The organism is Candidatus Regiella insecticola LSR1 (assembly GCF_000143625.1).
In the GTDB taxonomy this organism is placed as follows: Bacteria; Pseudomonadota; Gammaproteobacteria; order Enterobacterales; family Enterobacteriaceae; genus Regiella; species Regiella insecticola.
On the sequence record NZ_GL379589.1, the window covers coordinates 375,397 to 399,602 of the forward strand.

Sequence of the window (24,206 nt, forward strand, 5' to 3'; positions counted from 1 at the left end):
GGATGAGGGGCTCTCAGCATCAGAAAGTGTTTTTAGAAGATTCGGCTATTAATTGCTCTACCTTTTCAACCATAGACTGGGAGCCAATAAAAAGTGGCGAGCGTTGATGGAGCAGTTTTTTTGGATCAATCTTCGGGTTTTGACGAAGCTCGTTTGGATAAGGATCAATATCTAAAATAAGGCGCGTTCCATCGGTTGCTTTGCCTCCGGCTTCTTCGGCTAAAAATGCCATTGGATTACATTCGTATAACAAGCGCAATTTACCCTGTCGATAGCTAGCGGTTCATGGATACATATAGATACCGCCTTTGAGTAAATTGCGGTGAAAATCTGCCACTAACGAGCCGATATAACGAGAGCTGTAAGGACGCCCCGTTGCTTCGTCTTTTTGCTGACAATACTTAATATATTCCTTTACTCCCAACGGAAATTTAATGTAGTTACCTTCGTTAATGGAATAAATATGACCCTGAGTAGGGTAACGTACTGTTTCGTGAGAGAGACAAAACTCACCTAATGAGGGATCATAAGTAAAAGCGTGAACACCACAACCTGTGGTGTAAACCAGCATGGTTGATGAACCATAGACGATATAACCTGCGGCAATTTGAGCGCGGCCAGGTTGCAAAAATCGGCTTCAGTAATGGGTAAGCCGATTGCTGTCGTTCGTCGGTAGATAGAAAAGATAGTGCCAACGGAGACATTAACGTCAATATTAGAAGAGCCATCTAATGGATCCATTAGTACGACATATTTAGCGTTTTTTTCTTTTTCACCTTTGAAAATAACAATACATTCTTCTTCTGATGCGATGCCAGCGACTTCTGTGCGGGCTTCCAATGCTGCTTTTAATGCGTCATTAGCGAATTTATCCAACTTCGTTTGTGCTTCACCTTGAGCATTGGTAACACCATTGGCACCAAGAATATCGAGCAACCCGGCTTTGTTAATATCACGGTTGATGATTTTAGCGCCCAGTTTGATGGCAGAAAGTAACGCTGTTAACTCACCGGTGGCATGGGGAAAATCATGTTCTTTCTTTACGATAAATTCGCCTAATGTTTGCATGTTATAGCCCCAATTATGGTCGATTGCCGGTGTATTTTGTTAGACTTCTTGCAAAACCGTCGCCAGTGGTGTGAATTTCTGTGTTGCGTGGTGCGCGCAATCCTCATGTACTCTTGGCTTGTAGTCTTCTCACGCCAACAATTATACTTTGGCCTATGATAAAAGAAAACGCTATACCCAATGAATTTCGAGTTACGGCAAGGCGGCCAGGGCGACCGACCGATGAGCGTAGACAACTACGTGATTCGGCGAGCACCCGCAGACAACAAAGCCGTAACTTGAAAGGCGAAGGGTATATTGAAAGGCTAGGCGGTTATTAATCCTTATGATTTCAACGTACGCTCCAGTTACCGCCCCCTTATTCCTTAATTTCATATAATGATTGGCAGTTTCCTCAAGAGGTTTTATGTTAAACAGTATACTATTGATTCTTTTTCTCATTGCAGTCAGTGCTTTTTTTTCTTTATCGGAGATTTCACTTGCCGCATCACGCAAAATAAAATTGAAAATTATGGCGGATGAAGGCGATGTTAATGCTACACATGTTCTAAAAATGCAAGCAACACCAGGAACCTTTTTCACTGTAGTGCAAATTGGCCTTAATGCTGTAGCGATTCTCGCAGGGATTGTCGGTGATGCTGCTTTTTCGCCTTCATTTACCGTGTTTCTTGAAGAGATTATCCCCTCTATCTCTTCTGAATTGGCGGTACAAATCAGCTCTATCTTCTCATTTGTTTTGGTAACCAGCCTATTCATTCTATTCGCCGATCTTACCCCAAAGCGCATTGGCATGATTGCACCTGAGGCGGTTGCCGTCCGTGTTGTTAATCCCATGCGTTTCTGTTTAATGGTTTTTCGTCCATTGGTTTGGTTTTTTAATGGGATGGCGAACCTCATTTTTCGTATTTTCAAACTTCCTATGGTTCGCAATGATGATATCACTTCTGATGACATTTACGCGGTAGTAGAGGCCGGCGCATTGGCGGGGGTTTTGCGAAAACAAGAGCATGAATTGATTGAAAATGTGTTTGAGATGGAATCACGCACTGTGCCTTCTTCGATGACATCGCGTGAGAACGTGATTTATTTTGATCTTGGTGAGAGTGAAGACAAGATCAAAGAAAAAATTTCTGTCCATCCTCATTCTAAATTTTTAGTTTGTGATAGTAATATTGATAAAATAGTGGGTTATGTTGATTCGAAAGATTTACTTAATCGGGTGCTCAGTAAGCAAAGCTTAGTATTAAGCAGTGGTTTACAAATTCGTGCGGCTCTTTTTATACCAGATACTTTAACATTATCAGAAGCGTTGGAAAGCTTCAAAACGGCCGGTGAAGATTTTGCCGTTATTATCAATGAATACGCACTGGTTGTAGGTATTATCACACTAAATGATGTTATGACGACACTGATGGGTGATTTAGTAGGACAAGGTCAAGAAGAGCAGATTGTTGCTCGTGATGAAAATTCATGGTTGATTGAGGGAGGCACTCCTATCGATGACGTAATGCGGGTCTTGCATATCGATGATTTTCCTCAATCGGGTAATTATGAAACTATTGGGGGCTTTATGATGTGTATGCTGCGTAAAATTCCCAAACGCACTGACTTTTTTAAACATGCAGGCTATAAATTCGAAGTGATTGATATTGATAGCTATAAAATTGATCAGCTACTAGTGACTAAGTTAACTGATAAATCTACCTCCATGGTGTCAATATCAAAGAAAGAAAAAAATTTATAATGTTAAAAATAATTTTACAACAATAAATTTTTCTAAAAAACCGCCGTTAAATTCATTTTTTTGTTAATTAACTTATTTCTGTTTGCAAACGTTGCACTTGTCGATTGATTTCTGACATGACGACAAAATGGCGTTTATCACGGATTTTAGGGAGTAAAATTTTACCTTTATCGAATTCAAAAATACCCATATTCCTGATATATAAACGGCCTCGGAAAAGTGCTTTGACATACATTGCAACTTTAATAGGATTGTAACGCGGGAAAATTCTCATTGTATTACTTCCCTTTTACGATACTCGACATCCAGATAAGAAAAAATAGGTGAGAAAGTACAGTTTACATAGAATTTTCGAGGGATCAACCTGATGATTTAATAATCATAAAAAAAGAATTATTATAACATTTTACTAAATCTGTATAAAAAGAACTCAGTTGATTTCCCAATGCTAGATCTATGACTTAAAAATACCGTATACTCCCCCACAGTTTGGCCCCTTAGCTCAGTTGGTTAGAGCACACGACTCATAATCGTTTGGTCGCTGGTTCAAGTCCAGCAGGGGCCACCACTCTTAACCATCCCCACTTCTTTTTTAGCGCCTGTTCGAAATCTCTTTTACTCTCTGATACTTTAGACTGCTGGTATAACCCACTGCCTGGTGTGAATTATTAATTAAACCTCTTTCCAAACCTACTACGTGACGTGAATCCTGCGTTGCCCGGTGCTCGCAATCCTCATGTACTTATGGGGTATAACGAAGGTTGCTGTGCGCGCCGGGCGTCCCTTGACCTCACAACACTCGCTACGGTTTGGAAGGAGGTCTATTGCGCTGGGGTTGCCCCAAGAATGCCTGCCACTTTCGCTCGAATACGAACGGTGTTGCCGGGCATGTAAGCCAATGGTATTGCTTCGAGCTCTATGGTTTCGATGGAATCGGGTTGAGCGCCTATCGCGATGGCTTGTGCAATAGCTTGATTTTGAGCCTCTTTCAATCCTGCATTAAGATCATTATGTCTATCAAGTGCAACTAAAATATCGACGTCTCCACTGGCTTGCGCGACAGAAATACCAATGGCATTAGCGACCCCTGCATTCTCAGGTCTAATAACCTGCGATGCTCCCTGTAATGTGGTAGGAAGTAGGATGGCTCCGCCGCCGACTAACACAACAGGAGTAGGGTCATTATTGGTCTTCATTTTATCAATAACTTTTTCTACCATTGTGACGTAATGCGCAAAGACTTTTTCAACCCACTCTGCTGATAAGTGCTGAACAAGCGTAATATCACCAAGATGTAATAATCCTTTGGCGACAGCAATATCAGTAACAGTAATGATATCGCCACCAAATACCAACGCTTGCTCAACCAGTTTATATCCGACGCTTTCTGGACCTATTTTAAATGCGCCATTGGCTAAAGGTGTCACTATGGTACCGCCCCCTAAACCAATGGAGGCAATATCTGGCATCCGAAAATTGGTACGCACTCCGCCGATTTCAGCTGCAATGAGTGATTCGCGTGGAAATCCGTTGGTCAGTACACCCACATCGGTGGTGGTTCCCCCCACATCGACGATTAATGCATTTTTTAAACCGGTCAGGTATGAAGCACCGCGAATACTGTTGGTGGGTCCAGAAGCAATGGTGAGGATAGGAAATGATAGCGCGTGTTTGAGAGGCATCAATGTGCCGTCGTTTTGACCAAAAAAAATCTCTGCATTGATATGATGAGCCTGTAATGCTTGACTAAATCCATTGGCAATATTTTGCGCGGTGCTAAAAAGCACGGCATTTAAAATGGATGCATTTTCGCGTTCTAATAAGCCAATCGACCCTATTTTATGCGATAAGGACACGGGTATTTCTGAACCTAGTTCTTCATGGACTAATTCAGCAACCCTGAGCTCTTGTACGTTGGAAACAGGAGAAAAAACACCACAAACAGAGAACACATCAACTTTACCTTTCACTGCTCGTAGATGTTGACGAATCTTTTCTTCATCAAGTGGGGATAATATTTTGCCGTTATAATTAAATCCCCCTTCAACAATAAATAAATACGTTGTCAAATGATTGCGAAAATCATCCGGCACATCAGTCAGTGGCAGGATTGCTAGTGTGGCAGGTGCTGCGAGGCGAAAATGCGCCACGGAATTTAATCCCTTGCGCTCAACAATCGCATTAGTACAGTGGGTGGTGCCAAGCATGGCCTGTGTAATGGTTGATTTATCAATATCAGCTTCACTGAGTAAAGAGGCAATAGCTTTCTCAATACCGGTGATCACATCGCCCGTCGTTGATTGTTTAGTTCGCGCTATCACCCTCTTATCGTTGTTTAAAAGTACAGCGTCAGTATTGGTTCCACCGACATCTATGCCAATACGGTGCGTCATTTTTATTCTCTTCTATTTGCTGCTACTAATTCTTCAACAGATGTGAAATTAACATCATAGTTAAAATACTGTGGTCCAGTGACCTTAAGTCCCTGAGGAGTGCACAATTTTTTATCAGCCGGTACGCCCAATGCAACAACACGGCTGCCATATCGCAAACGCTCGGCCAGAATAGGAACACCCGTATCTTCATCCAATAAGATGATAAGATCAGGCGTACTACATAGCAGAAGGTCACCACATTGTGCTAATAAATATTCATTTTGAAAGGATACGTTGAATGTTTTCCCTTTATCTGTGTCAACGCCATCAAAACAGGCAAGGCCACAAGTGAATCCCCCTGTTACACGTAGATCTATTTTATTTGCTCGGCCGCGAAACAATACAAAGCCCTTCAATAGATTGGTCAATACTTGCACAATGTCAGCTTTTTCATTTCTTGCTTTTTCTAGTGTTTCACCAATCTCCTGTGCACGGCTAATGGTTGCTAAAATGCCTGATGCTTTGGCTACAGCGGGTGTTATCGGGTAGGCGGCAAATAAAGCTAATCCCCCCATTTCGATACAGAGGGCGCGGCTTTTTTTTTCTGTTTCATAAGCATCTTGTGCTTGAATTAAGCAGATATTTGCTTTTGAATCGACTAAAACGAAGGGAGAAGAATTAATCCCATCGAGATAAAATGTTGTCATATGAAATTCGGGGAAGGCTCTACCCATTGCATCAACGTCGATCAGAGGCACGCCTAGATGAGCCGCGGTTGCTAAGGGTAACAATGAGTTGGCTCCTCCTACTTCAATGGGATAAATGGCGGCAATTTTTTTGCCTAAATATCTTTCCATAAACCGACAGGCTTCTATCGATTCACTGTCATTGGGCAGTTTTTCTATCATCACACTGGGTGAGCCAATCATACCGGTAGCAACGATTAAAGCATCTGGATGTAATTTATCCAGATCGACATTGAGATCGAGCAATTCTATTGGGCGTCCGTGCTGTTTTATTGCGTTAAGCGCCATGATTTTGCCAATGTGAGGGTCTCCGCCCCCTCCACTGCCAAGAACAGAAGCCCCTGCCGCGATATGATGAATGTGTGTTTTATCCAATAACCTCATTTGTTATATCCTTGAACTGCGCAACGAGGGATTGATTTTAGCCAATCCGCCATAAACCAGGCCGGCAACCAATATTGAATTTAATGATGGAATACCAAATTTAATGCCCAAGCCGGCTAAAGTGCCGACGACACAAGCAAAGACGGCAAGCCAACCTATTTGTGGTGTTGATGCTTCCGTCGGCAGCTTTTGTTCAGCTCGAGCAGCATCGAATAATTGACGGCTGGTGCGTAAAATATAATAGTCGACTAACATAACGCCAGCGATAGGAGGAAAAACAACACCGAGTATAATGAGAAAGCGAGTGAACTCCTCTAAAATTCCCATGATTGACAAAGTTGTGCCTATGATACCTAATCCCAGCGTTAGCCAAGTATGGCGCCATTTTTTGCCAGTCACTCCTTCCACTGTGTTAGCGAAAGCCAAAGATGAAGAGTATAAATTCACATCATTAATTTTAACGGCAGAAAGAATGACTGACAGCAGCCCAAGCACTCCGGCAGTCTGCGTCATAATAGAAACAACATCATCGGTGTTAAGTGCATGTGCAATTAATATTGCGATACTATTGACGATAAATTCACCGACAATGATAGACCAAGTTACCATCCAAAAGACGTGGCGTTCATTTTGACAATAACGACTGATATCCGCTGTTGTTAATGCACAGACGATATATCCGCCGGCAACAGCCGTTGCTGCTGCACCTAGTGTTAACGGCGTCCCAGCGGGAGCAGAGGTAATAAGAGCAACGATATTATGGCCTTCTAATAGAATCAATGAGATCCAAGCAATGACGAAGAAAAATAAAGGAACGGCAATTTTTGCCGTCCAGCTCAAAGCCCGAAATCCAAAGGCCACTAGTACGGTAATCACCATACCGGAAATCGCCGCCGACCAAGCAAATCCGAGTTGACCATCAAAGGCGTAATTTAAGCCATTAGCAAAAACGGCGTTTTGTACCCCAAACCAGCCTAATAAACTGACGGCGATCACCAGTCCAATCAGCACTGATCCTAAGCGTCCAAATCCACACCAACGCGCCAACAAACTGGTTGATAGGCCTTCACGTGCACCGGCGATCCCGAGTCCCAGGCTAACAAATTCTAAAATTAAGCTGCCAAGAAAAGTAGCCAGTAATGCTTCACCGAATGTCATGGCATGACCCAACATCGCCCCCAGCATAAACTGTGCTAGCGCGGTCATGATGCCTATGCGGATTAAAGTGACAGTGAACAGATTTGAACGTGCATTAAGTGGGACAGGTTTAAAGGCATAATCCTCTCCACTAGTAACATTGTTTTTATTCATCGTATATTTTTTTAGATCTAAAATAAGTGATTGAGTATCATCAGGCATCAAGTACAAAATTACAATACTATAAAATAAATATCTCACTTCGCGTGCTTATTTTTATGCCAGATAAATCAGATGTTGATGATAATGAAGATTAATAGCGTTACTGTTTTATTTGATGCATTTTCTATAATCGGAATGATTCTGCTTCAGAATCATTATAATCGCTGACACAATTTATCGTATTACTACCACACCTCAGGAATTTCGGTGGGATGTATTTATCTAACTCCCTTTCTCGACAATAGTCTTTTAAACCCTTTAATGAACAGACAGTGGCTTTTCTATATATTTCTTGCATTTTATTTTCTATGGTTCTGTGAGAGAGATTTAATTCTCTCGCTATTTCTTTAGCACTAAAAGATTGTAATGCATAAAATATAACATCAAGTTCTTTTATGCTAAAAGTTTTGCATGGGGAAGATAAAAGCAGTGAACTCGGTAGTTGATCATGAACACAATTCATTGGTGAGTAAAATTGAAGTTTTTTGGCATGAAAAATAGATCCTATGCAGTTGCCATTTGAATCGTAAAAAGGAAGTTTGTCAAAAATATAAGGTTGGATTATTTTTTCTCTTCCATAAGGATGAATATCAAGTACTGATACCTTTTTTTGTGATTCCTGAGCTTGACGATCTTGTTGCCTCGACTCAGAAGAAAATTCACTGATAGGATGAGGCATTTCACGATCCAATCGACCTTCAATATTAAAGTTTGAAGGCAGATTTAATAGCTCAAGATAGGCTTTATTGCCATACATATAGCATGAATCGACATCTTTAATTCCCCAAGGATCCGTACTACTTTCACATAAAGATAAAAGTTGTTGCGAAATCGGTGAAGTGGCGGATTTCACTGGATCAGTAAAATCTTTTTGCTTGATTTTATCCATGTTAGCTCCTCGTTAAAAGTTAAAAGCCCACCATACTTAACCAGGGTAAATCTTGCAATAGATCGTATAAAAAGAAATTTGAACCTAGTTAAAGAGATCATGCTAAAAAATCGATGGATATGGGGCTTCTTTCTCTTTAGCATAGGTTATACGAGAAGAAACATCATAAGCTCATCATTTTATTTTTTTATCCAAAAATAAAAGTTTCTATCATTATTGGAGCACAAAAAAATTTCAAAGAGCGTCTCACTTAAGGAGAACACCAATGACGATGAAAAAAGTAAGCCTAGAAATATAAAGAAGGGCAAGATCATGAAAAACGGATGACAGTAGCATTTGATGTTCTCCACCCAACGCAGGGTACTGATGTGATAGATGTGCGAGCCTTAGGTGAAAAAGGTTATTTTACTTTTGATCCCGGTTTTACCTCCACCGCTTCGTGCGAATCAAAAATTACTTTTATCGATGGTGACGAGGGGATACTGCTCCATCGTGGTTTTCCCATTGAACAATTGGCTGAAAAATCAACTTATTTAGAAGTTTGCTATATTTTGCTCTACGGCGAACCACCCACAGAAGAAGCGTTAAAAACCTTCAAAACAACAGTGACAATGCATACCATGATCCACGATCAAATTTGGCATCTTTTTCGTGGTTTTCGCCGTGATTCACATCCGATGGCAGTGCTCTGTGGTGTCACTGGTGCGTTGGCCGCTTTTTACCATGATGCGCTTGATGTAAATAATGAGCAACATCGAGAAACTACTGCCTTTCGTTTATTATCTAAAATGCCGACAGTTGCTGCGATGTGTTACAAATATTCAATAGGTCAACCTTTTGTTTATCCACGTAACAATCTTTCCTATTCTGCTAATTTTTTGCATATGATGTTTTCCACTCCCTGTGAAGAGTATACGGTGAATAAAGTGTTAGAGCAGGCGATGGATCAGATATTGATCCTGCATGCTGATCATGAGCAAAATGCATCAACCTCTACTGTCCGTACTGCTGGCTCTTCTGGCGCTAATCCTTTTGCCTGTATCGCCGCCGGGATTGCTTCACTCTGGGGACCTGCCCATGGTGGCGCTAATGAAGCCTGTCTAAAAATGTTAGAAGAAATCAAAACGGTAGAGCGTATTCCTGAATTTATTAAGCGAGCCAAAGATAAAAATGACCCTTTTCGTTTGATGGGATTTGGTCATCGTGTCTACAAAAACTATGATCCTCGTTCCAAAGTGATGTGTGAAATGTGTCATAAAGTATTGAAAGAACTCAATATAAAAGATGATTTATTGGAAGTAGCGATAGAGTTGGAAAAAATTGCATTGGAGGATCCGTATTTTCTTGAGAAAAAATTGTACCCAAACGTCGATTTTTATTCCGGGATCATCCTAAAAGCCATGGGCATTCCTTCCTCAATGTTTACCGTATTATTTGCGATGGCTCGAACTATTGGTTGGGTAGCGCATTGGAAAGAAATGCATGATCAAGGTATTAAAATCGCTCGTCCGCGCCAACTTTACACGGGTTATTCAAAACGCGATTTTACTAAAAGTGTTGATCTGTAATGATAAGCAATAGATTTCCTCTCTTTGCACACAGCCACGAAGAGAGGAAAATATCAGCATCTGATGGTCATCATTCCCATTCAATAGTCGCGGGGGGTTTTCCGCTGATATCATAAACGACTCTGGATATCCCTTTTATCTCATTGATGATCTGATTAGACACCCGCGCCAAAAAATCATAAGGCAGATGTGCCCAACGCGCAGTCATAAAATCGACAGTCTCTACTGCGCGCAAAGCCACTACCCATTGATATTGACGTCCATCCCCCATAACGCCGACGGATTTTATCGGCAAGAAAACGGCAAATGCCTGGCTGACAGTTTGGTATAAATTCGCGTTACGTAATGCTGTGATAAAAATATCATCAGCGCGACGTAATAAATCACAATATTCTTTTTTTACTTCACCCAATACACGCACCCCAAGGCCAGGGCCTGGGAAGGGGTGACGGGATAACATATCCTCAGGTAAACCTAACGCTAAACCGATTCGACGTACTTCATCTTTAAACAGCTCTTTCAGCGGTTCAACCAGACCTAGTTTCATGTCTTTCGGTAAGCCACCGACATTGTGATGTGATTTAATGGCGTGGGCTTTGCCGGTTACAGCCGCAGCAGATTCAATCACATCAGGGTAGATGGTGCCTTGTGCTAGCCATTTGGCATTGGATAGTTTTTTCGCTTCTTCATCAAAAATTTCGACAAACACCCGTCCGATAATCTTGCGTTTAGCTTCAGGCTCTTCAACTCCAGCCAATTCGTTTAGGAAACGATCTGCTGCCTCGACATGAATAATCTTTAAACCCAAATTGTCACGAAACATCTTTAGCACTTCAGTTGCTTCGTTTAAACGCAATAAACCGTTATCAACAAAGACACAAGTCAGCTTGTCTCCAATGGCTTTTTGTAATAACAGTGCCGTGACTGAAGAATCAACCCCCCCCGATAGACCGAGGATCACTTCATCCTCCCCAATTTTTTCACGCAGCTGTTCCAGCGTATCTTTAATAATATTGCTGGGCGTCCAACATTGTTCACAATGACAAATATTTTTCACAAAACGTGTTAATAAAGCTGTTCCCTGGATGGTGTGAGTCACTTCTGGATGAAATTGTACGCCATAAAAACGTTTTTTTTCATTGGCGATAATGGCAAATGGACAGCTATGAGTGCTGGCTATAGCGACAAAATCGGGGGGCATCACCGTCACTTTATCGTTATGGCTCATCCAAACATCTAATAGTGCCGCACCGTCTGGGCTGCAGGCATCTTTAATGTCAGTGATCAAATCACATTGCGTTTTTATTTCGACCTGAGCGTGACCAAATTCACCTTCGCCGGCTTTTTCTACTTTTCCGCCTAATTGCATCGCCATGGTTTGCATACCATAGCAAACACCTAATACCGGAACATTCGCAGTAAAAACGTAATCAGGCGCACGTGGACTACCCTCAGCAGTGGTGCTCATTGGGCCGCCGGAAAGAATAATGCCAGTGGGTTTAAATTCACGGATTTGCGCTTCGGTGACATCTGGCACCCATAGTTCACAGTAAACACCAATTTCACGTACTCTACGTGCTATCAGTTGAGTATATTGTGAGCCAAAATCGAGGATCAAGATGCGGTGCTGATGAATGTTCTCTTTCATGTATGACGTATTCCAGAATGAAAAATAAAATTGTCGAGATGAAAATATACCCACAGTCCTTCAAGTTGCCGCTAGGCGAACACCCGCGGCTAGCAACGCGGTGGCTTGAAAGGCGAGGGGTATTATAGACCCAAGAATTTCGAGTTACGGCCAGGCGGCAATCAACCGAATCCCAGGAGTGTACAGATAGTACATGACAGAGGATGAGAGCGAGCAGCCAACGCCGCCGTAACTTGAAAGGCGAAGGGTATATAAACCGTTTTTCATCCCATCCGATAGTTAGGGGATTCTTTGGTAATAATCACATCATGCACGTGGCTTTCTTTAATACCGGCTCCACTAATACGAACAAATTCAGTGTTAGTACGTAACTCATCAATGGTTGAACAACCGGTTAATCCCATGCATGAACGTAAGCCGCCCATTTGTTGATGAACAATTTCTTTCAATAATCCCTTGTAGGCAACACGGCCTTCAATACCTTCCGGTACCAGCTTATCTGCCGCATTATCGGTTTGAAAATAACGATCTGAAGAGCCTCTAGACATGGCATCGAGTGATCCCATCCCTCGGTATGATTTGAATGAACGCCCTTGATAGAATTCGATTTCACCGGGCGATTCTTCAGTGCCAGCCAGCATAGACCCCACCATCACACAGGAAGCCCCCGCTGCAATGGCTTTGGCGATATCACCTGAAAAACGAATGCCTCCATCGGCGATAATCGGTATATTGGTGCCCTTAAGTGCCTCTACTGTATCGAAAATTGCAGTCAATTGTGGTACGCCAACACCGGTTACGATACGTGTGGTACAAATTGAGCCCGGGCCAATCCCCACTTTCACTGCATTAACGCCGGCATTAACCAGCGCCATGGCACCCTTACCTGTTGCAACATTTCCGCCAATAATTTGCAAATCAGGGTATTTGGCACGTGTATCACGAATACGCCGTAGCACCCCTTCTGAATGGCCGTGTGATGAGTCGATCAGTAGAACATCGATACCGGCGGCAACCAACGCATCAATTCGTTGGTCGTTATTACCGCCTGCTCCCACGGCTGCACCCACACGTAAGCGCCCCTGCTGATCTTTACAAGCATTTGGTTTACGTTCTGCCTTTTGAAAATCTTTAACGGTGATAAGCCCTTGCAGATGGAAATCGTCACTGACAACCAAGGCCTTTTCTATCCGTTTTTCATGCATTTTTTGCAGAACCACTTCAGGGGCTTCACCTTCTTTTACCGTGACTAGGTGTTTTTTGGCTGTCATGACGGCGGAGACAGGCTGATCTAAATCAGTGACAAAACGAACATCCCTCCCGGTGATAATGCCCACCAACTCGCGATCTTCAGTGACCACCGGATAACCGGCAAAGCCATTACGCGCAGTCAGCTCTTTTACTTCGCGTAAAGTGGTGTTTGGGGTCACGGTTTGAGGATCAGAAACAACGCCACTTTCATGTCTTTTCACGCGGAGGACGGCATCGGCCTGTTCTTTAATCGACATATTTTTATGGATAAAGCCTATACCCCCCTCTTGTGCCAAGGCAATGGCCAGACGAGCTTCGGTTACCGTATCCATTGCGGCCGATAATACCGGGATATTTAATTGGATAGTGGCGGTGAGTTGAGTATTGAGTTTTGCAGTGTTAGGCAGAACTTCAGAATGAGCTGGAATCAAGAGGACATCATCGAAGGTTAGGGCTTCTTTTATAATACGGGGCATGGGCAATATCTCACCAGAGTGGATGTGGTAAAAAAGGACAAAATATTGCCGTGGGATTATACAGAGCCTCATCAATTGCCTCCAGCACTTTGTATAAATTTTTTACGAAATTTTAGTCAAGAAGATTTGGAACAGGCGCTAAGCCTCATCATCATTTATTGACCTTCTTATGAGAAGAATGTTAACTATTTATATTTATTTAGGTTTACATTAGATCATAAACAGGCTAATAATGCGCCATCCCATTTTTTAATTTGTCGGGAATATACCCTTCATCTTTGAAGTTGCCTTCGGCGGCCAGGGCGACCGACCGATGAACGTAGACATACCATGAGGCGAGCACCCGCAGCCAACATCAAAGACGAAGGGTATACAGATCCGTAGATCCATTGGCTAATACATTCAGCACCCTTTTCATTTGGAGTCGCCATTATGTCCATGATAAATAATTCCTTAAGTAATACCCTAGAAAGAATGCCCGTCACCTTTCCCACGATTTCCAATAGCACTATCAGTCCTGCTACTTCCACTATAACGCCGCTGGCCAGGCTAGCGCAGATGTATGATCAGCCCCTGCTGGTGACGATTAACACCGCCATTCCCGCTGAAATATCCACTGAAGACCTCGTAGAAAAATACGATATTCAAACCAATGAAGTTTACACTCAGTATGATCGCAAGGAGCAACAAATTGTCACCGCTTGGCGGCTGCTGACCTATTTGCTCGGCAGTGATATCAGTTTTCCAGCGCCTACCGAGATAGCCGAACTGAACAGCGCGTCAACGACACAGGAAAATAAGCTGCTCACCCTGTATCACAGTGACCCGACGAAAGCATTGATCGCCAAGGTGCTTGGCTGCTCGCCTAATGCGGTCAATTCAGAAGTCGCTCATGCTTTCTTTGGACGCTTGGCCTGGCTCGACACCGCCACTATCCCCGGTAATTGTCAATGTAGTTGTCGCCCAGGATGTAAAATCCTAGGCTGCTTTTTTGGCGTCTGGTTTCACCTTTTTTTCTCTGGATTTTTGTGGATTTAAATGGACTTCTTTCACATACGGCCACTGACGGATTTGACCTGCCCAGCGTGTAGGGTTTGCAGCGCGTGCCTTTTCATACACTGTGTTACGCTGAGCTAATAGGGCTTTATCAAGGCCTGCATGTCTTTGTGCAGGTGTGACAAATTCAATGGCACTGTGGCGATGTTCTTGATTATACCAGTGCACCACGTGTTCGACCCATGCGCGGGCGTCTTGAAGGTTGTCAAAAGGGTTAACCGGGTACTCAGGGCGATATTTTAGCGTCTTGAAGGCCGATTCAGAATAGGGATTGTCGTTGCTCAGGGAGGGTCGACTCAACGAAGTCGCTATTCCCAATGTTTCGAGCGTAAACAACAGGATAGCGCCTTTCATCGGGCTGCCGTTGTCGGAGTGTAGGGTGACTTGACCGGGCAAAATCCCCTCACGCTGACAAATATCTTTGATCATATCACTGGCATGCTGGGCACTTTCTTCAGCATATACCTGCCAACCGACAATCTTACGGCTAAAAATATCGAGGAAAAGGTAGAGGTAAAAATACTGGCCTTTAATACGGCTGGGGAGATAAGTGATATCCCAACTGTAGAGCTGGTTGGGCGCGGTGGCACAGAGTGCCCGAGGCTTAAAACGTGGTTTTGCCGGGCGTTCTGCTCGTCGATGCTTCAGTTGCCTGGCGTCCCGCAATACGCGATAAAAAGTGGATTCGGAGGCGAAATAGAGCCCTTCATCAGCCAACATCGGCACAATTTGACTCGGGGGTAAATGAGCAAATTTGGCCGAAGAGGTTATTTCCAGTAGCTTAGCCCGCTCACAGGGTGAGAGTTTGTGGGGCGGCGGCGCTGTTCGGCGCGTTCGGCCTGCGTTGATTCAGTAATCCACATCATAATAGACTGGCGCTGTTCGGGAATAATCATTTTTCCTCTTACTGCGTTGTGTTCGCTTCGGGTCACAAAAATCCGCGCGCCATTGCTTCAGGTGATGAACAAAAATACCCTGCCCCCTGCACCAAGAGGCGAGTTCACTTTCTGCTAAACAACTTCTTAGCTTCCTCGGCGGCACGTTAAGTTCATCCGCAATGGCTTTCATTGTACGCCCATTCCGATGATAAACCTTACACAGCGCCTGCTCTTTAAACTCTTCCGAATACGTCGGTTTTTCCATGATTATATCGCCTCTTTATTAGTTCCCATTAACGAAAATTAGAGGCGACAACTAGACTGACACTGGGGGCAACAACGGGTGGCTCTATGGCCTTGGCGGGTGCTTCCAATATGCTTAGTGGTGGTGCTTCTTCATTACAAGCGGCGTTTCACTCAGCACAACAACAAATGACCCCAAGCGGGAGCATGGCCACAAGTGAGAACAATGCCCCCTCGAATGCTAATAGCGGATCGGGAGGCAGCAACAGTTTTTCATCGGTGATGAATCATGCTGTAGTAGAAGCCTCTAGCAAGCCTGTCAAACCCAAGGAAACGGTACAATAGAAGGCGAAAAAAGGGGCGGTGCCAATGCGGGTTTGAGGGGAATTGGGAGATAGCGTATGCCCCCTATGAGGAATTATGCATCGAGTACAGACAGAACTCCTATATACCCTTCGTCTTTGAAGCCGCCGCATTGTTGGCTGCGGGTGTTCGCCGAATCACGTAGTCTATCTACGCTCATCGGTCGCCCGCCCTGGCAGCCGAAGGCAACTTCAAGGGCTGTGGGTATATTTGTACTGTCTGTGCTCCTCCGCCTGGAATCAAATTAAACTGATTTGGCTCTATCATCCCAGAGTAGTACTGTCATCTGGCTGTTTTTAACATTAGTGACGGCTAATTTGGGTAGTCCTTGTGCTAAGAGTCTATTGATTTTTCTCTGCTTGCTCACGTAGGTATCGAAAAATGTGTTGGGATGCTTTTGCTGGTTTGTTGGTTGTCTTTTCTTTTTGTGCATTGCGGATGAGGTTGCGTAATTGTTGACGATCAATTTCAGGATAAAGCGCTAATACGCTAGGCATAGCTTCGTCTCCTTTATTAATTAAATCGTCACGTAGTGTTTCTAGTTTATGGAACAGAAAAACTTGTTGATTGTGGCGATTTTTTATTTTATCCAACGCGGTCTGAATGGGCTCTATCTCGCGCGACCGTAATAATTTACCGATAAGTTGAATTTGGCGTCGGTGCGCGCCTTTATTAATTTTTTGGGCTAATTGAATAGCGCTAAGTAGAGTTTCATCTAATGGAATACGTTCCAATACATTTTTACTGAGGTTAACGAGTTCACTACCGAGCTCTTTCAGTATTTCGGCATCGCGTTTTATTTCGCTTTTACTTACCAAAATAATTTCATCATCATCATTATTATCGTTATTTTTTTGTCGCTTCATTGTCAAATTCCTTACTGCTCACTAATACCTACTGTGTGGCATGAATTCTGCATTATACCCTTCGCCTTTCAAGTTGCCGCTAGGCGAACACCCGCAGCTAACAACGCGGTGGCTTGAAAGGCGAAGGGGGCAACATCTATAATCGCGCATCCACCCACGCTCGCACGCTGGCTAATGCCGCTGGGAGCGTCGCTACATTCGTTCCACCGCCCATCGCCATTTCTGCTCGTCCACCGCCTTTACCCCCCACTTGCTTGGCAAGATCAGCGACCAATTCACCCGCCTTGATTTTATCGGTGAGATTTTTAGTCACTCCGACGATCACATTGACCTTATTATCTTGCTTCGTCGCCAAAACAATAATGGCCGACTTTAATTCTTGTTTTAGTGAATCGATAAGGGTTTTCAGCATTTCTGGCGCAATATTATCCACCTGTTTTACCAGGAGTTTGCCTCCTTTTATCTGTTGTGCACTATCGGATAAAGAGATACTTTTCTGCTTAGCTTGCTGCGCTTTAAGCTGTTGTAATTCCTGCTCTAAATTTTTATTGTGTTCCTGTATTTTACTAATTTTATCAAGCAGATTACTGCTATCGCCTTTTAGTTGATACGAGATCTTATGTAATAAATGACTTTCCTGATGTAACAATGTCATTGCCGCTTCACCGGTTACCGCTTCAATACGACGAATGCCTGCCGCCGTCGCTGATTCAGCAGTAATACGGAATAAACCGATATCACCGGTACGGTTAGTATGCGTTCCCCCACAAAGCTCAATAGAAAAAGTGCCTATGGTGAGCACCCGCACTTTATCGCTGTATTTTTCACCGAAAAATGCCATCGCCCCTGTTTTTTTAGCCTCTTCTAACGCCATAATTTTTGTTTCGATAGGCAGATTAGCGCGAATCTCAGCATTCACTTGATTTTCAACTTGCTGAATTTGCGCTTTCGTCATCGCCTGAGAATGAGAAAAATCGAAGCGCAAGTAGTGGTCATTGACTAGAGAGCCTTTTTGAGCAACATGCTGACCCAAGGTTTGACGCAAGGCGGCATGCAACAAATGTGTTGCGGAATGATTTAAGCGAATACGATGACGTCGCTCAGCATCAACAGCGGCATTAATGCTCTCTCCGATTCGTAAACAGCCTGTCGTGAGCTGCCCTACATGGGCGATAGTGGCGCCATGTTTTTGCGTATCTCGCACGGTAAAATGCGCGCTATCATTCACTAATTTACCGCTGTCACCCACTTGTCCGCCGGATTCAGCATAAAAGGGGGTTTTATCCAAAATCACTAAAATTTCTTCGTCAGGAGCAGCTTTGTCACTGAAATGAATTTCATCCACTGCTTTGCCATTATGAATTAGCGCAATGATGAGAGCCTGCTGCTGTAGATGTTGGTGTTCATAGCCAGAAAATTCGCTTTTCCCCTCTACTTTTATCAAATTATTATAATCAGTGGCAAAAACGTTCGAATCCCGTGCGCGAAGACGTTGTGCTGCCATCGCCCGTTCAAAACCCGCTTCATCAACCTTTAGGTGACGCTCACGACAGACATCTGCGGTAAGATCGAGCGGAAAACCATAGGTGTCATATAAACTGAAAGCCGTTTCACCCGCCAGCGTATCCCCAGTTATTTTGCTGAGTTCTTCATCTAATAAGGCCAGACCACGCTCTAAAGTGCGAGTGAACTGCTCTTCTTCGGTTTTTAGCCATTGTTCAATCAATGATTGCTGCTGTTTCAATGCTTCTGCCGCTGATCCCATCACGGAAATTAATGGCGCCACCAGTTTGTAGAAAAAAACGCGTTTTATGCCCAACATATGGCCATGGCGAATGGCTCTACGGATGATGCGTCGTAAAACATAGCCCCGATTTTCGTTTGACGGCATCACCCCATCAGCAATTAAAAAAGCACAGGAACGAATATGATCCGCAATCACCCGTAAAGATTGGTTGGATAAATCGCTAACAGCGGTAATTTCGGCGATGGCTTTAATCAAATCACGGAATAAATCAATTTCATAGTTGGAGTTAACCTGTTGCAATACCGCCGCAATACGTTCTAGCCCCATACCGGTATCTACTGAGGGCTGGGGTAACGCTAGCATCGTCCCGTCGAGCTGACGATTAAATTGCATAAACACGATATTCCAAATTTCGATATAGCGGTCACCCTCTTCTTCAGGGCTGCCGGGAGGGCCTCCCCAAAGGTGATCACCATGATCGTAGAAAATTTCAGTGCAAGGACCGCAAGGGCCGGTGTCTCCCATTTGCCAAAAGTTATCTGAGGCAAATGCCCCTCCTTTGTTATCCCCAATCCGAATAATTCTTTCGGCGGGGATACCCACTTCGTCAGCCCAGATACGATAAGTTTCCTCATCAGTTTGATATACGGTTATCCAAAGTTTATCTTTGGGTAAATGGAACCACTGTTCACTGGTTAATAGTTCCCAAGCAAAATGAATGGCTTCACGTTTAAAATAATCACCAAAACTGAAGTTACCTAGCATTTCGAAAAAGGTGTGATGACGCGCGGTATAACCTACATTTTCGAGATCATTATGTTTACCTCCGGCACGGATACAACGCTGAGAGCTGGTGGCGCGGACAGAGTCACTTTGTTCTAAGCCCAAAAAAACATTTTTAAATTGATTCATCCCTGCGTTGGTAAATAACAGGGTGGGATCATTGTGAGGAACCAACGAGCTGCTTGCTACAATTCGGTGCCCCTTACTATCGAAGAAATCGAGAAACATTTGACGGATCTCAGCGGTACTCTTACTCATAATTTTCCTGGAATAAAGCGATAAAAACACTGTTTAGGCAAATTCAATACCTATCTATGCTATGAGAGAATGGTTTACATCTCGGCGTGATATATACCCTTCGCCTTTCAAGTTACGGCGGCGTTGGCAGCGATCACTTACCCTCCGTCATTTACCGATTCGATTGATTGCCGCCTTGCCGTAACTTGAAATTCATTGGGTATACCCTAAAGATGAAGGGTATATTAGTGGTATTTTCACTTAAGATGAGGTTAAAACTCTTCACTGGTTTCATTGTTTTTTTCTGCGATGAAGCTTTCTGTTACCGCTGGATGTGCTGTATCAGCATCGGTTGCATTAGATCCACCCCCTAGCAACATGTCACGTAATGTTTTATCTAATTCAGATTTGATTGCTTCATTTTCTTTTAAATATTGACTTGCATTAGCTTTACCTTGGCCAATTTTATTGCCTTTATAACTGTACCAAGCCCCGGCTTTTTCGATGAGTTTATGTTTTACGCCCAGCTCAATTAATTCACCATTAAGGTTAATCCCTTCACCGTAATGAATTTGAAATTCAGCTTGTTTAAAGGGTGCCGCGATTTTATTTTTCACCACCTTGACGCGCGTGTCACTACCGATAACTTCCTCACCGTTTTTTATCGAGCCAATTCGCCGGATATCCAAACGTACCGACGCATAAAATTTTAGCGCATTTCCTCCCGTCGTTGTTTCGGGATTGCCAAACATCACCCCAATTTTCATCCTGATCTGGTTGATAAAAATCAGCAATGTATTGGCGTTATTCAAGTTTCCGGCGAATTTACGCATTGCCTTACTCATCATGCGCGCGGCCAGACCCATATGAGCATCACCCATTTCGCCTTCGATTTCTGCTTTCGGTGTTAAGGCGGCAACCGAATCAACAATGATGACATCTACCGCCCCCGAGCGGGTCAGTGCATCACAAATTTCTAACGCTTGTTCACCGTTGTCTGGCTGAGAACAGAGTAAATTATCAATGTCTACGCCTAATTTTTTTGCGTAGATCGGATCGAGTGCATGCTCGGCATCAATAAATGCACAGGTTTTACCTTCACGTTGAGCTGAGGCGATAACTTGCAAGGTGAGTGTCGTTTTACCTGATGACTCTGGGCCGTAGATCTCAACAATACGCCCCATCGGCAAACCACCCGCCCCTAATGCGATATCCAGTGACAATGATCCGGTGGAGATAGTTTCAACATCCATCGAGCGATCTTCACCCAAACGCATGATGGAGCCTTTACCAAATTGTTTTTCAATTTGTGTGAGTGCTGCTGCTAACGCCTTTTTTTTGTTTTCATCAGTAGTGACCATTTTTACCTCGTTAGAAGGATGGATTAAAATTGCTTTTTGTGTGCTTGATAATAACACTCTTTGTTCGTTCTGCCGTAATTTGAACAAAAGATGCGAGATTTTTCACAAATATACCCAATGAATTTCGAGTTACGGCAAGGCGGCAACTTCAAAGATGAAGGGGATAATGCGTTTGAGCGATATTAAATAATTGCTTCATTTATTTTACTTATTTATGTTATTAGTTTTATTTATAAGTATCTGTCATTTTATTACCAAGAAGGAAAAACATTTTTTATATTTAATAGTTAAGTTTTTCAATGTGCATTATAAATAAAATATTAGGACAACAAGTTACAATAACGGGTAATTATTTATTTTTAACCATTAAAAGTTTTTATATTCTCTTGTTTTTATAAGTAAAAATAGATAATAATCATTCTTTATAAGAACAGAATGAATAACATGATACAAAGTGTCTTTTTTTAGATGCGCACCATGTCATTATATTTTAGCTGAAGGCTAAGATAACCTTTAAATAAAATTATAAAGTGAAAAAATAGGTTATGATAAATTCAAATCGCCCCATAATAAATCTCGATCTTGAGCTACTTAGAACTTTTGTCGCTGTGGCGGATAGAAAAACTTTTTCTGCTGCTGCTGAGACAATTTGTCGAACTCAGTCTGCGGTAAGTCAACAAATGCAACGTTTAGAACAATTGGTTGGTAAAGAATTATTTATTCGTCATGGCTGTAATAAACTGCTGACCGAATACGGCTTTCAGTTGCTTCGTTATGCCAGAAAAATTTTAGATTTTAATGATGAAGCTTGTCAAACTCTGATTTTTAATCATTGCACCAGTCTTGGCATCGCGCAAAAAATTGTTAGTTGTAAATCGACGAAATTATCTCCTTGGTAGTATTTACACTGATAATGCCTAAGCGTTAATTTGGTCAATTACTGTTATTTTTGATAAATGACAGTAATGATAAAAATGGTTTGCTGATATTGAAAAACATTATTATCACACTTGTTGAGTGATATAGCTGAATCAAATTAAACTGATTTGGCTATATCACTATTATTCATCATATTTTCATCAGGATTATTCTATTCTTTTTTAGCTAATATCCCTCTCTTCATTTATCGCTGTAAAAAATTTTCTTTTTAAACAGCTCCAGACTAGAGGGTTCTCAAAAGAATTTATAATATGACGGGTTTTAATTTAGTTAATGATTCTTCAAGAAAAAGTATTCTTACTCAAAATATTTTAAATCAACCTGAAGGAAATTTTTCCAAACCAGGTTTCGTCAATCATTTGACTCACTGTGACAACACACCAGAAACGATGCTGAGCGGAAAAGAACTAAAAGCAAATAGAATTGAAGCTATTACTAATGCTCAAATGTGTGGAACAACACCAATAAATAACATTGCCATGTTGGGTACGCATGATTCGGGAACTTATGCAATGGAAAATTTAACAGGAATCAGTAGATGCCAAAAAATTAATTTAATCCAACAGGCAGAGCAAGGCGCTCAATATTTCGATCTGCGAGTGAGAAGAAACGATGAGGGGGTTTGGAAATTTTATCATGGAGAAAGAGGAGCGGCATTCGGAGGATTTAATAGCTCCAATGAGGCTATACCGGAAGTGAAAGCCCTTTTTCAATATGCTGCTGCGCATTCCGAAAATATGTTTATATTTAAATTTCATTTTGATACAGAGGGACGATTCGCGCCTGACAATGAAACCACGGTTAAGAACTTTATCGATGAAGTATCATCTGATTATAGGGCTCGCTTGATCAAAAAAACCAATGAGAATGATAGGTTAGGGGATCTGACTCTAGATCAGACGCTTAAGGAAAAAAATAATATTGCAATACTAGCAAATCATGCCGGTACAGTGCCTCAGAATAATGAAGAAATTTGGGATTATAAAGCAACTACCCGAGGGGGTTGGGGTAAAATGCCCAGAGCCGAACAATTAGTGAAGCATTTAGAAAAAAGCTTAAAAAGTGATAAAGAAGAAATTCTGGTATCACAAACAAATCTTCCCGCATTTTTACCCCCTTCAGCGGCTATTTTTTCAAACCCTAAGGCATTAATGGGACTGGAAGCATTAGCGAAAAGCCTTCATGCAAAAGTGGCCACTGCATTTTCTAAACTAGTAAAAGAAAATAATTTTAATCCGGGGATAATATCAATGGATTTTATCGGTATTGATCATCTGTCTTCAACTGCACTGTACAGAGAATTATGCAATTTTCATAACAGACAATTTGTGCCAAAAATAAGTGAATTACTTATGGCGAGTTAATATTCTTCATCTATATCAAGATATGCTATTTGCGTAAGTCTTGGTCTGTTCCAAATCTCTTATGTTCGCTGATTTGGCTATAACATGGGTAAGAGTACAACCTTTGCAAACTTACCTTCCTGGTAAAAATCATCTAATGGGCTATCATGTTAGTTTCTTGGAGCCTCTCCTGGCGGCGCGTTTTATACCCTTCGCCCTCATGGTATGTCTACGCTCATCGGTCTCACTTTTTGACCGCCTAGCGGCAACTTCAAGGGCGGTGGGTATATACCCAATGAATTTCGAGTTACGGCAAGGCGGCCAGGGCGACCGACCGATGAGCGTAGATAGACTACGTGATTCGGCGAGCACCCGCAGACAACAAAGCCGTAACTTGAAAGGCGAAGGGTATAAGCAGATTGAGTCATGTGAAACTATGTCGACAACAACGGAAGTAATCGCCCACCATTGGGCATTTGCTGTTTTTATTATTAGTGCGATAGGTCTGTGTGGTTTTATGCTATTGGCGGCTTTTTTTCTCGGTGGCAAAGCACGCGCCCGTGCTAAGCATATTCCTTACGAGTCAGGTATTGATTCTGTTGGCTCGGCACAGATGAGATTGTCGGCTAAATTTTATTTAGTCGCGATGTTTTTTGTTATCTTTGATGTTGAAGCACTATATTTATACGCATGGTCTGTTTCTATTCGTGAAAATGGCTGGCTGGGTTTTATCGAAGCCAGTATTTTTATTTTCGTGTTGTTGGCGGGGTTGGTTTATTTAGTCCGTATTGGCGCTTTAAATTGGACGCCGCCGCGATCTGATCGTCAAGTAAAACCGAGTGTGATCACTGGAGCCTATTCGAAACAGAAACAGTAGTGAGG

20 protein-coding genes, 1 tRNA gene and 2 pseudogenes are annotated in these 24,206 nt (G+C 42.6%); 9 read left to right on the top strand and 14 right to left on the bottom strand.

Annotated features, from left to right (window positions below):
- Positions 1 to 19 precede the first annotated feature (19 nt).
- Positions 20 to 1,068 (bottom strand): annotated as a pseudogene (gene fbp / locus REG_RS02265) (class 1 fructose-bisphosphatase).
- 155 nt (positions 1,069 to 1,223) lie between these two features.
- Here fbp and REG_RS13005 point away from each other — a divergent pair.
- Together REG_RS13005 and REG_RS02270 are read left to right on the top strand one after the other, a co-directional pair.
- Positions 1,224 to 1,388 carry a hypothetical protein gene (locus REG_RS13005; RefSeq protein ID WP_176603365.1) on the top strand — a complete coding sequence of 55 codons (165 nt, stop codon included), beginning with the start codon at positions 1,224 to 1,226 and terminating at the stop codon, positions 1,386 to 1,388.
- 86 nt (positions 1,389 to 1,474) lie between these two features.
- Positions 1,475 to 2,812: a hemolysin family protein gene (locus REG_RS02270; protein ID WP_039906939.1), complete on the top strand. Its 1,338-nt coding sequence runs from the start codon at positions 1,475 to 1,477 to the stop codon at positions 2,810 to 2,812.
- Between the two features lie 67 nt (positions 2,813 to 2,879).
- On the opposite strand, the gene REG_RS02275 is transcribed toward REG_RS02270, so the two are convergent.
- Positions 2,880 to 3,086, bottom strand: coding sequence for a DUF1107 domain-containing protein (locus REG_RS02275; protein WP_006704305.1), 207 nt, complete (start codon positions 3,084 to 3,086; stop codon positions 2,880 to 2,882).
- 217 nt (positions 3,087 to 3,303) lie between these two features.
- On the opposite strand from REG_RS02275, the gene REG_RS02280 reads away from it, so the two are divergent.
- A tRNA-Ile gene (locus REG_RS02280) sits at positions 3,304 to 3,380 on the top strand.
- Positions 3,381 to 3,633: 253 nt separating this feature from the next.
- On the opposite strand, the gene REG_RS02285 is transcribed toward REG_RS02280, so the two are convergent.
- The 4 genes from REG_RS02285 to REG_RS02300 form a co-directional block, all read right to left on the bottom strand.
- The gene (locus REG_RS02285; protein WP_006704306.1) at positions 3,634 to 5,205 is read right to left on the bottom strand and encodes a hydantoinase/oxoprolinase N-terminal domain-containing protein; all 1,572 of its coding nucleotides are present in this window, start codon (positions 5,203 to 5,205) and stop codon (positions 3,634 to 3,636) included.
- A gap of 2 nt (positions 5,206 to 5,207) precedes the next feature.
- Positions 5,208 to 6,317 (bottom strand): DUF917 domain-containing protein, encoded by a 1,110-nt coding sequence (locus tag REG_RS02290; RefSeq protein WP_006704307.1) that lies wholly within the window; start codon positions 6,315 to 6,317, stop codon positions 5,208 to 5,210.
- Between the two features lie 3 nt (positions 6,318 to 6,320).
- Positions 6,321 to 7,628 (bottom strand): purine-cytosine permease family protein, encoded by a 1,308-nt coding sequence (locus REG_RS02295; RefSeq protein ID WP_039907112.1) that lies wholly within the window; start codon positions 7,626 to 7,628, stop codon positions 6,321 to 6,323.
- A 172-nt stretch (positions 7,629 to 7,800) separates the two neighbouring features.
- Positions 7,801 to 8,565, bottom strand: coding sequence for a helix-turn-helix transcriptional regulator (locus tag REG_RS02300; RefSeq protein ID WP_006704309.1), 765 nt, complete (start codon positions 8,563 to 8,565; stop codon positions 7,801 to 7,803).
- A 323-nt stretch (positions 8,566 to 8,888) separates the two neighbouring features.
- Between REG_RS02300 and REG_RS02305 the strand changes: the two genes are divergently transcribed.
- Positions 8,889 to 10,133, top strand: a complete 1,245-nt coding sequence (locus REG_RS02305; RefSeq protein ID WP_006704310.1) for a citrate synthase — start codon at positions 8,889 to 8,891, stop codon at positions 10,131 to 10,133.
- A gap of 70 nt (positions 10,134 to 10,203) precedes the next feature.
- Here REG_RS02305 and guaA read toward each other — a convergent pair whose 3' ends face one another.
- The 3 genes from guaA to REG_RS13665 all read right to left on the bottom strand — a co-directional run bounded on the left by guaA (position 10,204) and on the right by REG_RS13665 (position 13,948).
- Positions 10,204 to 11,781, bottom strand: coding sequence for a glutamine-hydrolyzing GMP synthase (gene guaA, locus REG_RS02310; RefSeq protein WP_039906941.1), 1,578 nt, complete (start codon positions 11,779 to 11,781; stop codon positions 10,204 to 10,206).
- A gap of 263 nt (positions 11,782 to 12,044) precedes the next feature.
- Positions 12,045 to 13,508: an IMP dehydrogenase gene (gene guaB / locus REG_RS02315; protein WP_039906943.1), complete on the bottom strand. Its 1,464-nt coding sequence runs from the start codon at positions 13,506 to 13,508 to the stop codon at positions 12,045 to 12,047.
- A 272-nt stretch (positions 13,509 to 13,780) separates the two neighbouring features.
- Entirely contained in the window at positions 13,781 to 13,948 is a 168-nt protein-coding gene (locus REG_RS13665) for a hypothetical protein (protein ID WP_218015657.1), read from the bottom strand.
- Here REG_RS13665 and REG_RS02325 point away from each other — a divergent pair.
- Complete coding sequence (locus REG_RS02325; RefSeq protein WP_006704313.1) at positions 13,941 to 14,546, top strand: hypothetical protein; 606 nt, start codon at positions 13,941 to 13,943, stop codon at positions 14,544 to 14,546. The genes REG_RS13665 and REG_RS02325 overlap by 8 nt on opposite strands.
- On the opposite strand, the gene REG_RS02330 is transcribed toward REG_RS02325, so the two are convergent.
- Together REG_RS02330 and REG_RS11805 are read right to left on the bottom strand one after the other, a co-directional pair.
- Complete coding sequence (locus REG_RS02330; RefSeq protein ID WP_141553583.1) at positions 14,487 to 15,413, bottom strand: IS3 family transposase; 927 nt, start codon at positions 15,411 to 15,413, stop codon at positions 14,487 to 14,489. The genes REG_RS02325 and REG_RS02330 overlap by 60 nt on opposite strands.
- The gene (locus tag REG_RS11805; protein WP_006704759.1) at positions 15,414 to 15,707 is read right to left on the bottom strand and encodes a hypothetical protein; all 294 of its coding nucleotides are present in this window, start codon (positions 15,705 to 15,707) and stop codon (positions 15,414 to 15,416) included.
- Between the two features lie 110 nt (positions 15,708 to 15,817).
- Here REG_RS11805 and REG_RS02340 point away from each other — a divergent pair, with 110 nt between their 5' ends.
- Entirely contained in the window at positions 15,818 to 16,030 is a 213-nt protein-coding gene (locus tag REG_RS02340; RefSeq protein WP_141553596.1) for a hypothetical protein, read from the top strand.
- Positions 16,031 to 16,389: 359 nt separating this feature from the next.
- On the opposite strand, the gene yjgA is transcribed toward REG_RS02340, so the two are convergent.
- The 3 genes from yjgA to recA all read right to left on the bottom strand — a co-directional run bounded on the left by yjgA (position 16,390) and on the right by recA (position 21,042).
- Positions 16,390 to 16,914: a ribosome biogenesis factor YjgA gene (yjgA, locus tag REG_RS02345; protein ID WP_039906946.1), complete on the bottom strand. Its 525-nt coding sequence runs from the start codon at positions 16,912 to 16,914 to the stop codon at positions 16,390 to 16,392.
- 136 nt (positions 16,915 to 17,050) lie between these two features.
- Positions 17,051 to 19,702: an alanine--tRNA ligase gene (alaS, locus tag REG_RS02350; RefSeq protein ID WP_039906947.1), complete on the bottom strand. Its 2,652-nt coding sequence runs from the start codon at positions 19,700 to 19,702 to the stop codon at positions 17,051 to 17,053.
- Positions 19,703 to 19,953: 251 nt separating this feature from the next.
- Entirely contained in the window at positions 19,954 to 21,042 is a 1,089-nt protein-coding gene (gene recA / locus REG_RS02355) for a recombinase RecA (protein WP_039907118.1), read from the bottom strand.
- 545 nt (positions 21,043 to 21,587) lie between these two features.
- On the opposite strand from recA, the pseudogene REG_RS02360 reads away from it, so the two are divergent.
- The 3 genes and pseudogenes from REG_RS02360 to REG_RS02370 all read left to right on the top strand — a co-directional run.
- Positions 21,588 to 21,875 (top strand): annotated as a pseudogene (locus tag REG_RS02360) (LysR family transcriptional regulator); the annotation flags it as partial.
- Positions 21,876 to 22,232: 357 nt separating this feature from the next.
- Positions 22,233 to 23,345: a PI-PLC domain-containing protein gene (locus tag REG_RS02365; protein ID WP_006704319.1), complete on the top strand. Its 1,113-nt coding sequence runs from the start codon at positions 22,233 to 22,235 to the stop codon at positions 23,343 to 23,345.
- A 415-nt stretch (positions 23,346 to 23,760) separates the two neighbouring features.
- A complete protein-coding gene (locus REG_RS02370) occupies positions 23,761 to 24,201 on the top strand; it encodes an NADH-quinone oxidoreductase subunit A (RefSeq protein ID WP_039907120.1) in 441 nt (146 codons plus the stop codon).
- Positions 24,202 to 24,206 lie beyond the last annotated feature (5 nt).

Coding starts and splice junctions, on each gene's coding strand:
- REG_RS13005 (WP_176603365.1), top strand. CDS start 1,224: ATGATAAAAGAAAACGCTATACCCAATGAATTTCGAGTTACGGCAAGG.
- REG_RS02270 (WP_039906939.1), top strand. CDS start 1,475: ATGTTAAACAGTATACTATTGATTCTTTTTCTCATTGCAGTCAGTGCT.
- REG_RS02275 (WP_006704305.1), bottom strand. CDS start 3,086: ATGAGAATTTTCCCGCGTTACAATCCTATTAAAGTTGCAATGTATGTC.
- REG_RS02285 (WP_006704306.1), bottom strand. CDS start 5,205: ATGACGCACCGTATTGGCATAGATGTCGGTGGAACCAATACTGACGCT.
- REG_RS02290 (WP_006704307.1), bottom strand. CDS start 6,317: ATGAGGTTATTGGATAAAACACACATTCATCATATCGCGGCAGGGGCT.
- REG_RS02295 (WP_039907112.1), bottom strand. CDS start 7,628: ATGAATAAAAACAATGTTACTAGTGGAGAGGATTATGCCTTTAAACCT.
- REG_RS02300 (WP_006704309.1), bottom strand. CDS start 8,565: ATGGATAAAATCAAGCAAAAAGATTTTACTGATCCAGTGAAATCCGCC.
- REG_RS02305 (WP_006704310.1), top strand. CDS start 8,889: ATGACAGTAGCATTTGATGTTCTCCACCCAACGCAGGGTACTGATGTG.
- guaA (WP_039906941.1), bottom strand. CDS start 11,781: ATGAAAGAGAACATTCATCAGCACCGCATCTTGATCCTCGATTTTGGC.
- guaB (WP_039906943.1), bottom strand. CDS start 13,508: ATGCCCCGTATTATAAAAGAAGCCCTAACCTTCGATGATGTCCTCTTG.
- REG_RS02325 (WP_006704313.1), top strand. CDS start 13,941: ATGTCCATGATAAATAATTCCTTAAGTAATACCCTAGAAAGAATGCCC.
- REG_RS13665 (WP_218015657.1), bottom strand. CDS start 13,948: ATGGACATAATGGCGACTCCAAATGAAAAGGGTGCTGAATGTATTAGC.
- REG_RS11805 (WP_006704759.1), bottom strand. CDS start 15,707: ATGGAAAAACCGACGTATTCGGAAGAGTTTAAAGAGCAGGCGCTGTGT.
- REG_RS02340 (WP_141553596.1), top strand. CDS start 15,818: ATGCTTAGTGGTGGTGCTTCTTCATTACAAGCGGCGTTTCACTCAGCA.
- yjgA (WP_039906946.1), bottom strand. CDS start 16,914: ATGAAGCGACAAAAAAATAACGATAATAATGATGATGATGAAATTATT.
- alaS (WP_039906947.1), bottom strand. CDS start 19,702: ATGAGTAAGAGTACCGCTGAGATCCGTCAAATGTTTCTCGATTTCTTC.
- recA (WP_039907118.1), bottom strand. CDS start 21,042: ATGGTCACTACTGATGAAAACAAAAAAAAGGCGTTAGCAGCAGCACTC.
- REG_RS02365 (WP_006704319.1), top strand. CDS start 22,233: ATGACGGGTTTTAATTTAGTTAATGATTCTTCAAGAAAAAGTATTCTT.
- REG_RS02370 (WP_039907120.1), top strand. CDS start 23,761: ATGTCGACAACAACGGAAGTAATCGCCCACCATTGGGCATTTGCTGTT.